Origin of the sequence: Bradyrhizobium sp. SZCCHNR1051, from assembly GCF_032489615.1 — a bacterium.
Classification (GTDB): domain Bacteria; phylum Pseudomonadota; class Alphaproteobacteria; order Rhizobiales; family Xanthobacteraceae; genus Bradyrhizobium.
The window spans coordinates 19,473-32,857 of record NZ_JAUEYJ010000007.1; the positions used below are offsets into that span (position 1 = coordinate 19,473).

Here is a 13,385-nt window from a genome sequence, read left to right on the forward strand (position 1 = left end):
GAACCGGTCGCAGAGGGCCAAGTTTGCTCGTGAACCGCGCGCGTAACCAATTGGACCGAACTGAGGCGGTCGCCAGCCATGTGACTGAAGTGTGACAGACCCGCGCCGCATGGGTCGGAGCTGAGCTGTGTCAAGGACTGCACAAGGCGCGCATTTTAGCATAAGGAACAGGCTGTCACGAATTGCCCGCCTCCATCGACCAATGGTTTCGCCTCTTTTCCAAGAACTAGTAGCGCCCCGCCGGGAGGATGAATGCAGCGCCTGCTGACCACGCTCTCGCGTGGCTTCAAGAAATGGATCGGCTGGAAGCGGCTGGGGATTGCAGCGAGCCTTGCGATCATCGCCTTCGCGATCACGACGCTCGTGCGCACACTCAAGGGCGTCGATGCCGGCGTCATCCTGACGGCGCTCACCGAAATCCCGCTCGGTCACATCGCGCTCGCGGCCTTGTGTGTGATCGGCGCGTTCTGCACGCTGACCTTCTATGACTATTTTGCACTGCGAACGATTGGCAAGAAACACGTCCCCTATCGCATCGCAGCGATGAGCGCCTTCACCAGCTATTCGATCGGCCACAACATCGGCGCCACCGTCTTCACCGGGGGCGCGATCCGGTTCCGGATCTATTCGGACTACGGCCTGTCCGCGATCGACGTCGCCAAGATCTGCTTCCTGTCGGGCCTGACCTTCTGGCTCGGCAACCTGTTCGTACTCGGCATCGGCATGACCCTGCATCCGGCGGCCGCCACCGCGATGGACCAGTTACCCCCGGCGATGAACCAGTTGATCGCGATCGGCATCCTCGGCGCGATCTTCGCCTATCTCGGCTGGCTGACCGCCGGCAAGAACCGCCGGCAGCTCGGCCAGAACGGCTGGAAGGTGGTGCTGCCTTCCGCGCAGCTCACGCTGGTGCAGATCCTGATCGGCGTCGTCGACCTCGGCTTCTGCGCGCTGGCGATGTACCTGCTCGTCCCCGCCGATCCTCCGATCGACTTCCTGTCGCTGTCGGTGGTGTTCATCCTCGCCACCCTGCTCGGCTTTGCCAGCCATGCGCCTGGCAGCATCGGCGTGTTCGATGCCGCCATGCTGGTGGCGCTGCCGCAGTTCGGCCGCGAGCAGCTCTTGGCCACCCTGCTCGTCTTCCGCGTGCTCTATTTCGTGATCCCCTTCGCCATCGCGATCTCGATCATGGGCATCAGGGAGCTCTGGATGAACGTCGTCAAGCCGTGGCAGGAGCGGCGCCGGCTGAACGCCGGCTGCGAGGACGAGGTCGCCGCCAAGCGCGCCGCCGCCACGGCCCCTGCCGCGGTTCCCCAGCGCATCAAGCGCCACTCCCAGCGCTGAGCAGCAATTCTCTCGCGGACGATGCGACGGTTCGATCCTCGACCGGTTGAACTCGCGTGCGGTCCTCTTATTTCCGCCCCATCGCTGACGTGAATCCTTGCGCATGACCCGAATGCCCCCTCGTCCGCTGCTCGCCGCCTGCGTCCTGGCCGGCCTGCTCGCCCCTCTCGCCGCCACCGAGGCGGCCGCGCAGTTCGGCGCAGCGCCGCTGCAGATCAGCTGGGAGGTGCGCAACCGCTTCCGTCTCTTCCGCGAGGAGCGCGACTTCCTGCTGCATACCGAGAGCACGCGCGACCGCTCCATCCTCGCCGCCGAGCAGGCGCTGGGAGTGCAGAGCGACGGCCGCGGCTGGGCGCGCAACGTCGTCAACCGGCTCTGCATCGACCTCGCCGGCCGCGTCAACGAGCCGTGCACGCGCGACAACGTCAAGGAAAGCTATCTCACACCCATCGACCATCCGGTCACCGTGCGCCTGACCGGCCCGGTGCCGGTCGGCGCCACCTGCGCCTGGTCGTTCGACGACGGCGACGGGCCGCAGACCTCGACCTTCGACTGCGCCGAGCCGGTCAATTTGCGCGTCCGCTACGGCCGCCAGACCGTGGCATCCGTCGATGTCGCGAGTCCCGAAGGCACGCGGCAGGTCTCGACCGGAATCCAGGTCCGTGACGTCCTGATCGCCGGCCTCGGCGACAGCATCGCCTCCGGCGAGGGCAATCCGGACCGCCCGATCGCGCTCGCCGACGACGGCTTCTGCTTCCGCTCCTATCTCGGCGGCCCGACCGCGCAATATTATCGGCCGAGCCGGGCCGGCTTCAAAGGCGGCCGCGCCTGCGAGGCGCCGGACACGCTACAGAACTGGCAGAAATACAGCGCGGTCTGGCTCAACGCTGCCTGCCACCGCTCGCTCTATAGCTACCAGACCCGCACGGCGCTGGCGCTCGCGGTGCGCTATCCGCACGTCGCGGTCACCTACCTGCCGCTCGCCTGCACCGGCGCCACCATCGCCGACGGCCTGTTCGGCAGCCAGCGCGCGCGCGAATGCACGCCCGGCCGCTCGGTCGCGACCTGCGCCGGCGGCGTCAACGGCCAGCTCGGCGAGCTCCGCGAGGCGCTGACCGCGGCCAAGCGCCGCCAGCCGGACCGCAAGCTCGACCTGATTCTGCTGTCGATCGGCGCCAACGACATCAACTTCTCCGGCCTCGTCGCCGACGTCATCGTCGACACGCCGACCGAGCGCACCCTGTTCAAGCGCTCCGGCGTGATCGGCTCGGTGGAGGAATCGCGCAGCGAGCTGGCGAGCGACCTGCCGCAGGGCTTTGCCAAGCTGCGCGAGGCGCTGAAGCCGCTGGTCGGCGACCTCTCGCACGTCATCTACACCTCCTACGGCAATCCGGCGCTGAGCCGTGCCGGCACGCCCTGCCCGGGCGGCCCGGCCGGCTTCGAGGTCCATCCGTCGTTCAATGCCAATCCGCAGCGGCTCGCCAAGGTCGCGGGCTTCGTCGAGAACGAGTTCCTGCCGTCGCTGCGCGGGCTGGCGCAATGCACCGCGGGAGTTCTGTGCCGCGATCCGCAGGCCGACCGCATGACCTTCGTCGATGCTCATCAGGCCGCGTTTGCCGATCACGGCTTCTGCGCCCGCTCGACGCAGGATCCGCCGTTCGACCGCGAATGCTTTTCGGCCGACGGCGCCAGCTTCGATCCGAACATCGTCAGCGCCGCCAACGAGCCGCTGCTGTGCGGCCGCGGCGCCAGCGAATATCGCCCCTATTTGCCGCGCGCGCGCTGGATCCGCGACGCCAATGACAGCTACTTCTCGGCGATGACCTATCCGCAAGGGCTGCCCGCGGCGATGCAGCCTTCCGACATCCACGATGCGAGCTGGGGCGTGCTCTCGGCCGTCTATGGCGGCGCCGTGCATCCGACCGCCGAGGGCCACGCCGCCATGGCCGATGCCGCGTTTCCGGCCGCAGCAGAGGTGCTCAACCTCGATGCGGCCGAGCCCAACGTCACGAGCCAGCCGCTGCCGCCAGCGGGAGTCGTGCGGCAGTAGCGCGCGGCCAACGATCGGCTCACCGCCGATGCACCGAGTCGCCCGTCGGCTCGACGTTGCGTCTCGGTCGCGAGCGGAGTCCGTCGATTGCGCCGAAACGGCCTGCCGCAAAAGGACGAAATTCGCCCGCCATTCCAGGTCGATGACTGCGTCCGGCCGCCTCGTGACAAAATTTCCTGTTTCTTTTTTCCAGAAATCATGCTCTGATGAGCGCATCCCGTGCTCATGAGAGGGGCGGTTCGCGGTCGTCACGAACGTGGAGTGCGGGACGCGGTGGGCGCCACCGGTCGCAGCGTGATCCGATCATGCCGACGAACGAGCGGCGGCGCACGGTGAAGTCGTAGGGTCCTGGCATCCCGATGCTGATGCCAAGCGAGCGTTGGTGATGATCCGCTCGTGACGGGGGCAAGACAGCCGGTCCCCGGGGAGAGGACGTATAAGCCGTCAAACATCGCGCAGGGAATGCCGGTTGATCGGCTTTACCTGTGGTTCCTGCCGCCTGCTTTTTTTTTAGCAGGCGGGCCATGGGTGAGGCCCTCACCCGGCATTCCCTGCGCCCTCTCGCTCGAGAGGGTCGCGTTCAGCTTGAAAACTCGGACGCCATGCGCCGCGAGATCACGATGGTGTGTCGCTTAACAACGACCACCAAGCTGCAGTTCGGCGGCGAACTACTTAGTCGGCGCCGGCTTCTTCATCATCGGCGGCGGCGCCTGCTTGGTCGCGGGGCCGGTTGCCGTGGTCGCCTGGGCCGGCAGATATTTGGCGAGGATCGCGGGGTCGATCTGGGCCATGTTGGTATCTGGAAGACGGGTCCAGGTCTCGTCCTTGCCAAACAGCGAGATGCCGAGATAGCCGTGCAGGATCAGCGTCTGCCCGTCCGGACTGACCCGCATATTGGCCTTCCAGATGTTGCCGTCGCGAGGATTGAGCACGTTGCCGCCTTCGTATTTCAGGCCCTCGCGCTTCATGTCGCGCACGAAGGAGATGCCGAGCACCGGCGCATTCTTGCGGTCATCGCTGCACTTCGAACAGACCTCGTTCGGATTGTCGCCGGGGCGCGGAAACGTCTTGGCGATCACGCCCTCGAACACGCCGTCGTGGTCGATGAAGAGGAACCAGCCGACGGGCCTGCCATCCTCGACCTTCTGCCACAGACCGGCCGCGGTCGGCTCAGCCGCGAGCGCAGGCCGCGTCAGCAGAGCACCGGCAACGACGAGCGCGCCGATCGCGAGCTTCGTCACACCAGGCGCCAGCCGAAATCGGGGAAACGCATTGCGCATCATCATCTCACCTTGACCAAGTCACAAAATGAATGGCCGCACAGTACGGCCGTTTCGTGCATCGTTCCAGCCCATAACAGGTCTGGCGCGCCGGTGAAACCGGCACGCGCAGGAAACATTTCTTCACATTTGAGTTGGTCCGGCGGCGCCGGGTTCCACGCTTCCGAGCAATTAGTTGACGCCGAGCTTCTTCTGCAGGCTCGACGACGACGTCGTGTACTGGAACACCAGCCGCTTCTCCGGATACACGTAGCGGTGCGCCTTCTGCGCCATCAGCGCACCCTCGTGGAAGCCGCACAGGATCAGCTTGATCTTGCCGGGATAGGTATTGATGTCGCCGATCGCGAAGATGCCGGGCACCGAGGTCTCGAACGCCGAGGTCTCGACCGGAATGAGATTGTGCTCGAGCGCGAGGCCCCACTCGGCAACGGGGCCGAGCTTCATCGTCAGGCCGAAGAACGGCAGCATCATCTCGCACGGCACGGTCTCGACCGCATTGTCGTTGCCCTTGATGGTGGCCGCGGAAAGCTGACCGTTCGCACCTTCGAGCGCCGTCACCTGACCGATGCGCAGATCCATCTTGCCGCTCGCCACGAGCGCGCGCATCTGCTCGACGCTGTGCGGCGCCGCGCGGAAATCGTCGCGCCGATGCACCAGCGTGATGCGCTTGGCGAGGGGATGCAGATTGAGAGTCCAGTCGAGCGCGGAATCGCCGCCGCCGACGATGACGACATTCTTGTCGCGGAACTGCTCCATCTTGCGCACGGCATAAAACACCGAGGTGCCTTCGTATGCCTCGATGCCCGGCACCGGCGGACGCTTCGGCTGGAACGAGCCGCCGCCGGCCGCGATCACCACGACCTTGCACTCGAACACCTTGCCGGCGTCGGTGGTGATGCGAAAACCGGGATCGCCGATCTTCTCGACCTTCTCGACCATCTCGCCGAGATGGAAGGTCGGGCTGAACGGCTTGATCTGCTCCATCAGCTGCTCAGTGAGGCCCTGCCCCGTCACCATCGGCACGCCGGGAATGTCGTAGATCGGCTTCTCCGGATACAGCTCGGCGCATTGGCCGCCGACCTTATCGAGGATGTCGATCAGGTGCGCCTTGATGTCGAGCAGCCCCAATTCAAACACGGCAAACAGTCCGCAGGGGCCCGCGCCAATGATCAGCACATCGGTCTTGATCGCTTCGCTCATGTCGCTCTTCTCGTTGGAGGCGCCGCTCGACGGATGGCGGCAGATGGCGGTTCCGAATTTGTAGCCAACGGGGTGGTCGCAGGGAAGGCACAAAAGCCGCCCCTCGCTCGCGCGCGGCTTGCAGCGGTGGGCTTAGCCGGGTTTGAAGGGGACATGAATGATGGAGATCAATCGGTGACAGAGACGGCCCGCCGCGACCACGCGCCACGCCTGGAGGACTTTCCCTATCGGCTGACGGACAATGTCCGCTTCGGCGACCTCGATCCCAACCAGCACGTCAACAATGCGGTCTATGCGACCTATTTCGAGACCGGCCGGGTGACCTTGATGAAGGACCCGCGCCATGGCCTCGGACAAGAGGGGCTGGCCTGGATCATGGTGCGGCTCGACATGCATTTCCGGGCCGAGCTGCGCTGGCCGGGCATGATCGAGCTGGGACTGGGGGTCGTGAGGCTGGGGCGCACGTCGGTGACCTGCGAGCAGGTCGTATTCTCGGACGGGCGCTGCGTGGCGTCGGCCACCGCGGTCATGGTTCTGATCGACGAAGCGACGCGCAAGCCGGCGCCGCTGACACCGAAGCTCATTGCTGCGCTCCAGCCCTGGGTCCGCCGCGGCGTGACGATCGCGCTGCCGGCATAGGCCTGGCGGCGATCACCGGGGGCGCGGCGATGAGGACGCGAGGCGAACGGTCAGGCCTGACGCTCGGGGGTGGAGACGACGAGGCCGTCGAGCTCGTCGGAGACCTTGATCTGGCAGGAGAGACGGGAATTCGGCCGGACATCGTAGCCGAAATCGAGCATGTCCTCTTCCATCGGGGTCGGCGGGCCGACCTTCTCGCGCCAGGCTTCGTCGACATAGACATGGCAGGTCGCGCAGGCACAGGCGCCGCCACATTCGGCCTCGATGCCGGGAATGGCGTTGCGGATCGCCGCTTCCATCACGGTCGCGCCGTTCTCGATCTCAACGGTTCTGGATTCGCCGGTATGGTCGACAAAGGTGATCTTGGCCATGTGTGCTCGTGCTGCGCAGGGAATGAGGTCGGGCTGTCCTATAACGGACCGCTCCGCTCCGCGCTAGTGCTGCCGCCGGCCGCTCAGGCCGCGCCGAGCATCTCCGAAATCGCCGCGCGGGCCTGCGCGATCGCCGTGCCCAGCCAGGCCAGCGCATCGGCCGGGTCGCCCGCCCGCAGCGCCGCTTCGAGCCCTTCCGCCGCGTCGGCGACATCGAGCGCGCCGACGGCGCGGGCCGAGCCCTTCAGCGTGTGGGCGACGGTGGCCGCATCCTTGGGCATCACCTGCAACCGCTCCAGCAGGCGGACAGCCTGGTCCGCAAACATGGCGAGCACCTCGCGCTCGAGCGCGCTGTCGCCGAGGGTCATCCGTCGCAGCAGGTCCAGGCTGATCGGCCCGTCGTCGGGAACCAGCGGGGGCGAGGGCATCCATTCGATCCGTGAAAGGTCGGGAATCATGGCGGCAATCCGGTCCGGCGGGCGCGCCGCGCGCGCCTGTGGTAAGTCAAGCACGACAATGGTTAATGCATTGTTACCGGCCCAATTGCCGCGGGTTTGCCGCGATTTGGGCCCGGCTCTGCCCCAATCGCGGCAGAAACGGGAATTCGCAGAACTTCTAAAGTGTTAACGGCGGGTGCTGTTAACGATGATTAAGAATCTCTTAACCACGGCCATTTCTTTCAACAGGCACTGCCAATAGGATGATGCCCGGATGGAGTGGGTCACCTGGCGGAATTTGCCACCCCTGGTGCCTGCGAGGGATGACGTCCGGTTCGAGCGTTGCGAGAGGGCACTCGTACGCGGCTCGCCGGATCGAAATTAAGACGAGGGCTCGGACTCAACATGGCGAACACTCCGAAAAAGGTCAAAGACCCGACTGAAGTTGCGCTGTCCGCCATTCAGGAGGCTTTGAACATCAGCGATTCGTCCGCGCCCACGGACTCGGAGAGCTCGGTCCACGCCGAGGGGGCCCCGCCCGTCATGCCGAACGGCGTGTCCAGTCTGGATTCGTTCGACTCGCGTCCGGGCATCGACCGCAGCAGCCTTGACGAGATCGAGCCGCCGCCGCTCGCCGCGCGCCGCCCGGCCAATGACGACCGCGAGACCATCGGCCAGTTGCTGCAGGCGATCCAGAAGGGCCGCCCGTCACGCGGCGTCTACACGCTGGCAACCGCCTTTGCAGGCATCTGGATCGTCGGCTGCGTCCTGCTGACCATCGGTTTCCTGCCCGCTTTGCAGGCCCTGATCGGCCAGAGCGGCGGCGTGCTGGTGCTCGCCGGTCTCGCCGCGGTGTTCTTCGCACCCGTACTGCTGTTTTACTTCCTGGCCAGTCTCGCCTGGCGCGGCCAGGAGCTGCGCATGATCGCGCAGTCGATGGCGCAGGTCGCGATCCGCTTCTCCGAGCCGGAAGGCGCCGTCAGCGATTCCATCGTGACCGTCGGCCAGGCCATCCGCCGCGAGGTCGCGGCGATGGGCGACGGCGTCGAGCGCGCGATCGCGCGCGCAGGCGAGCTCGAGATGCTGGTCGCCAACGAGGTCGCGGCGCTCGAGCGCGCCTACAGCGACAACGAGGTGCGCATCCGCGCCCTGCTCCAGGACATCGCCCATCAGCGCGACAACCTCGTCGGCCAGGCCGAGCAGGTCCGCAGCGCCATCTCCGGCGTGCAGATCGACCTTCGCCACGACATCGCGCTGATCTCGGACGCGATCGCCTCGCGCGTCGACGAGGTCGCCAAGAGCATCACCGGCGCGCTGGAAGAGCGCGGCGCCCACATCACGGCCGCGCTCGGCAACGCCGGCGACAACATGATCCTCGCGCTCGGCGAGCGCGGCGGCGATCTGCTCGACCGGCTCGAAGAGGCCAGCGCCGAGACCACCCGCGCCGTGCTCGACGCCTCGGAGCGGCTCACCACCAGCCTCAATTTCAAGACCGGCCACGTCCACGACGAGTTCGCCGACCTGTCGGACCGAGTCCACGAGATGCTGAACGAGCGCATCGACCGCATCACCAGCGAGTTCGAGCAGCGCACGGCGGCCATCGTCGACGGCATCTCGGTGCGAACCGAGCAGGTTCACGACCAGCTCAAGGCGTCCGGCGAGTCCCTCCTGCTGGAGCTCGAGCTGCGCAGCGGCGATCTCGTGACCAAGATCGACGAGGCGAGCCAGCGCATGTCCGGCCACATCGTCACGTCAGGCGAGAAGGCGAGCGAGTCGCTCGATGCGACTGTCAATTCGCTGGTCGCCAAGGTCGTCAGCCAGACCGAGAGCACCCACGACACGCTGTCGATCCAGATCAGTGCCTTCGACGAGCTGGTGAAGAACCAGGGCACCGAGCTCGCCGAGCGCTTCGCACGCGACAGCTCGACGCTGGGCGCGCTGATCACCCGGCACATCACCGAGTTCGACCGCACGGTGAAGACCTATGGCGGCGAGATCGTCGAGCGCATGGGCCAGCGGACCCAGGAAATCTCCGACAATCTCAAGTCCTATGTCGATACGTTCGATACGCGGCTGTCGTCCAACAGCGGTGAGATCACGGCGACGCTGGATCAGCGGCTGAACCAGTTCGAGACCAATCTGCAGGCCCGCATCACCACCCTCGACACCTCGCTCGATGCGAAGATCAAGACCTTCGACGACAGCGTCGAGGGCCGCCTCAAGTCGCTCGAGGAGAACTTCGACAACCGCGCGACCTCGGTCACTTCGACGATCGAAGGCCGCCTCGGCACTCTGTCCAACTCGCTGACCGACGGCGCTGCCCAGGTGCTGCACGCGATCGACTCGCGGCTGACCGTGCTGACCTCCTCGCTGACCGATGGCTCGGCCCAGGCGATCCAGTCGATCGATTCCCGCCTCAACATTCTGACCTCCTCGCTGACCGACGGCACCGACAAGGCGCTCGAAGCGATCGATCAGCGCATCCACAGCCTGTCGAACATCATCGACGGCCGCAGCTACGAGCTGACCGAAGCCGTCACCGCGCGCTTCCAGGACATCCATCAGGGCATCGAGACCCGCGTCGGCTCGATCGCCAAGGACATCGACCAGCGCGTCTCGCAGTTCGAAGACCTGCTCGGCTCGCGCGTCGAGGCCGTGGCCGGCCGCATCGAGAGCAGCGGCCGTCAGGCGAGCGACGAGCTGATGACCCGCGCCGAGCTGCTGTCCGCCAGCATCAAGTCGCACGTGGAAGACGCGGAGCGGGCGCTGACCAATCTCGTGGTCAACACCAGCGAGACCATCCAGACCGGGGCCCGCTCGGCACAGCAGGCGCTGCTCAACGTCTCGACCGACGTCGGCTCGCAGTTGAAGAACACGTCCGCCGAGGTCGAGCGCGCCCTGTCGAACGCGGGCAGCGGCGCGGCCGAGGCCGTCCTGACCAGTGCGCGCGAGGCCCAGGCCACGCTGGTCGCGGCCTCCGGCGAGACCGCCGACCAGATCAAGTCGCTGTCGGCCGACGTCGAGCGCACGCTCACGGCGGCAGGCTCGACCACCGCAGCCTCGATCCTCGCCGGTGCGCGCGAGGCCCAGAACACGCTGGTGTCCGCCTCCTCCGATGCCGCCACCCACGTCAAGTCGCTCGCCGTCGACGTCGAGCAGGCGCTGACGGCCGCAGGCTCGGCCACGGCAGCCTCGATCCTCGCCGGTGCGCGCGAGGTTCAGAACACGCTGGTGTCCGCCTCCTCCAACGCGGCCGAGCACGTGAAGTCGCTCGCAGCCGATGTGCAGCGCTCGCTGACCAGTGCCGGGACGGGAACCGCCGAAGCCATCACGGCGAGTGCTCGCGATGCCCAGCATGCCCTGCTCGCGGCATCGAGCGAAGCGGCCGAACAGGTCAAGGCGCTGACCGTCGACGTCCAGCGCTCGCTGTCGATCGCAGGAACCACGACCGCGGAAGCGATCACCGGCGGCGCCCGGGAAGCGCAGACCACGCTGATCAGCGCGTCGTCCGAAGCGGCCAATCACGTCAAGTCGCTGGCAGCCGACGTCGAGCGTACGCTCGCCGCGGTCGGAACCAGCACGGCCGCAGCGATCGTCGACAGCGCCCGCGACGTCCAGACGAAGCTCGTCACCGCCTCGACGGAAGCAACCGAGCACGTCAAGTCGCTGGCCGTCGATGTCGAGCGGACGCTGTCGTCTGTCGGCGCCGATACCGCGGCCTCGATCCTCAACAGCGCGCGCCAGGCGCAGATGTCGCTGACCGCCACGTCGGCCGACACCGCGGCCACCCTGGTCGGCAGCGCACGCGAAGCCCAGGCGGTGCTGACCACGACCACGACCGAGACGGTCGCGGTGATCGTCGGCGGCGCGCGCGAAGCACAGAACCTGCTGACGGCCACCTCCACCGACACCGCGGGCCAGCTCAAGGCGATGTCGTCGGAGATCGAGCGCGTCATCAATTCCGTCGCGGCGAACACCACCGACGCGATCCAGAGCAGCGCGCTCAATGCGCAGAGCGCACTCGTCGCCGCCTCCAACGAGGTCTCCACGCGGGTCAAATCGACCTCGACCGAGATCGAGCGCTCGGTGCTTGCCGCCGGCAACTCGTTCGGCTCGGCCATGACCGGCAAGACCGACGAGATCGTCACCTATGTGCAGCAGCAGAGCGAGCGACTGTCGCAGATGCTCGACGGCAAGCGCGGCACGCTGGTCGAGACGCTGAACTCGAAGACCAACCAGCTCACGATCGAGATCGATCGCGTCACCACCGATGCGCTGAAGGCGATCGAGGTCCGCGGCCAGAACTTCGCCCAGAGCGTCAATGGCAACGGCTCCGAGGTCGCCCGCACCATTACCTCCGCGGGCGAGCTCGCGACCACCGCGATCACCAAGTCGCTCAAGGAGCTGGAGCAGGCCTCGCGCGCGGCGATCGAGCAGTCGCGCCAGGTCTCGGTGGCTGCGGTCACCGAGATGCAGGAGACGAGCAAGATCCTGCGCACCGACACGGTCGCGCTGTTCGAACGTCTGCGCGAGGGCAACATCCTGCTGCAGGAGGTCCTGACCGGCGCCCACGACAACCTCAACTCGCTGGAGCGGGCGCTGGTCACCCGGGTGGCCGACTTCGTCACCGCGATGAACGACGTCACCGCACGCAACGGCACCGCGACGCAGACGCTCGAGGACCAGCTCAACGTGTTCAACTCCAAGACGTCGCGGGCGCTGGAGGATCTCAACTCGCTGTCCGGCCAGTTCGACGCGCATGGCAAGGCGCTGATCGAGGCGGCGGCCATTGTCGAGCAGAGCAACCGCGATGCGACCGTCTCGATCTCGGATCGCAAGACGACGCTGGAATCGCTGGTCACCACCATCGATCTGCGCACCGCCGATCTCGACCAGCGTCTGACGCGCTTCACCACCCTGCTCGACGAGTCCTTGGCGGCCGCCGAGGAGCGCGCCCGCGACATCGCCCGGGTCGTGGCGGAAACGGCGGGGGCCGGCTCGACCGCGCTCAGCCGGCAGTTCGAAGCCATCCGCGCCAACGCCGAGGAGGAACGCCGCCTCACCACGTCGCAGATGCAGGAGATCTACCAGCAGAGCACGCAGGAAGCCGATGCGATGTTCAAGCAGTCGGCGGAGAAGTTCGCCACGCTGGTGTCGAGCATGAAGCAGATGACCGCCGAGATGCATCGCGAGCTCGAGGCGACGCGCAACGAGCTGCGCCGCGGCGTGCTGGAGATGCCGCAGGAGGCCGCCGAGAGCACGGCGCAGATGCGCAAGGTCATCGTCGACCAGATCGAGGCGCTGGCCGAGCTCAACCGGATCGTCGCGCATCACGGCCGCGGCCTCGACGTGGTCAGCGCGTCGCGTCCCGCCGCGGTCGCCGCTCCCGCAGCCGTGACCCGTCAGGAAGAGCCGATCGTCGCCGCAGCCGTCGGCGGCCGGCCGGACATGCGCCTGCGCGAGCCGGCTGCGACCAGCGTCGCCAACCTGCCGCCGCCGGATCTCGGCATGCAGCCGCCGGCCCCGCCGCCGCAGCCGCGCCGGGTCGAGGCGCCGCCGATGGGTCCGGTCGCCGATCAGCGCAGCGACAACTGGCTGTCCGACCTGCTCAACCGGGCCGACAACAGCACCGCCGGCCAGACAGCGCCGCGCGGCCGCGGACCGGCCCAGCAGCAGCCGGGCAATCCGCTGGAGTCGCTGTCGCTCGACATCGCACGGCTGATGGACCGCAATCTCGCGGCCGAGATGTGGGACCGTTACCAGCGCGGCGAGACCAAGGCGTTCTCCAAGCGTCTCTACACCCCGGCCGGTCAGAAGGCATTCGACGAGGTCGCCCGCAAGTACCGCGCCGACCGCACCTTCAAGCAGACGGTGGACCGCTACATCACCGAGTTCGAACGGCTGCTCGACGAGGTCGCCCGCGACGACCGCAACCCGCAGGCGCTGCGCGCCCAGCTCACCTCGGAGACCGGGCTGGTCTACACCCTGCTCGCCCACGCCGCCGGCCGGCTGGCGTGATGGGAGCGAATGGGCGAGTAGCGAGTAGCGAGTAGCGAGTAGCGAA

General features: G+C 66.9%; 8 protein-coding genes. 4 read left to right on the forward strand and 4 right to left on the reverse strand.

Annotated features, from left to right (window positions below):
- The first annotated feature begins 252 nt into the window (after nucleotides 1-252).
- Nucleotides 253-1,344: a YbhN family protein gene (locus QW868_RS10090; RefSeq protein WP_316230458.1), complete on the forward strand. Its 1,092-nt coding sequence runs from the start codon at nucleotides 253-255 to the stop codon at nucleotides 1,342-1,344.
- A gap of 103 nt (nucleotides 1,345-1,447) precedes the next feature.
- Nucleotides 1,448-3,394, forward strand: coding sequence for a hypothetical protein (locus QW868_RS10095; RefSeq protein ID WP_316230459.1), 1,947 nt, complete (start codon nucleotides 1,448-1,450; stop codon nucleotides 3,392-3,394).
- A gap of 668 nt (nucleotides 3,395-4,062) precedes the next feature.
- Here QW868_RS10095 and QW868_RS10100 read toward each other — a convergent pair.
- Together QW868_RS10100 and QW868_RS10105 are read right to left on the reverse strand one after the other, a co-directional pair.
- A complete protein-coding gene (locus tag QW868_RS10100; RefSeq protein WP_315798873.1) occupies nucleotides 4,063-4,674 on the reverse strand; it encodes a DUF2147 domain-containing protein in 612 nt (203 codons plus the stop codon).
- Nucleotides 4,675-4,845: 171 nt separating this feature from the next.
- Nucleotides 4,846-5,874 carry an NAD(P)/FAD-dependent oxidoreductase gene (locus QW868_RS10105; protein ID WP_316230460.1) on the reverse strand — a complete coding sequence of 343 codons (1,029 nt, stop codon included), beginning with the start codon at nucleotides 5,872-5,874 and terminating at the stop codon, nucleotides 4,846-4,848.
- A gap of 174 nt (nucleotides 5,875-6,048) precedes the next feature.
- Between QW868_RS10105 and QW868_RS10110 the strand changes: the two genes are divergently transcribed.
- A complete protein-coding gene (locus tag QW868_RS10110) occupies nucleotides 6,049-6,513 on the forward strand; it encodes a thioesterase family protein (protein ID WP_315738818.1) in 465 nt (154 codons plus the stop codon).
- A 50-nt stretch (nucleotides 6,514-6,563) separates the two neighbouring features.
- Here the strand turns inward: QW868_RS10110 and QW868_RS10115 are convergent, their stop codons facing one another.
- Both QW868_RS10115 and QW868_RS10120 read right to left on the reverse strand, forming a co-directional pair.
- Nucleotides 6,564-6,884: a 2Fe-2S iron-sulfur cluster-binding protein gene (locus QW868_RS10115; RefSeq protein WP_315707114.1), complete on the reverse strand. Its 321-nt coding sequence runs from the start codon at nucleotides 6,882-6,884 to the stop codon at nucleotides 6,564-6,566.
- Nucleotides 6,885-6,967: 83 nt separating this feature from the next.
- Entirely contained in the window at nucleotides 6,968-7,342 is a 375-nt protein-coding gene (locus QW868_RS10120; RefSeq protein ID WP_316230461.1) for an Hpt domain-containing protein, read from the reverse strand.
- Nucleotides 7,343-7,726: 384 nt separating this feature from the next.
- Between QW868_RS10120 and QW868_RS10125 the strand changes: the two genes are divergently transcribed.
- Nucleotides 7,727-13,339: a methyl-accepting chemotaxis protein gene (locus QW868_RS10125; RefSeq protein ID WP_316230462.1), complete on the forward strand. Its 5,613-nt coding sequence runs from the start codon at nucleotides 7,727-7,729 to the stop codon at nucleotides 13,337-13,339.
- Nucleotides 13,340-13,385: the final 46 nt, after the last annotated feature.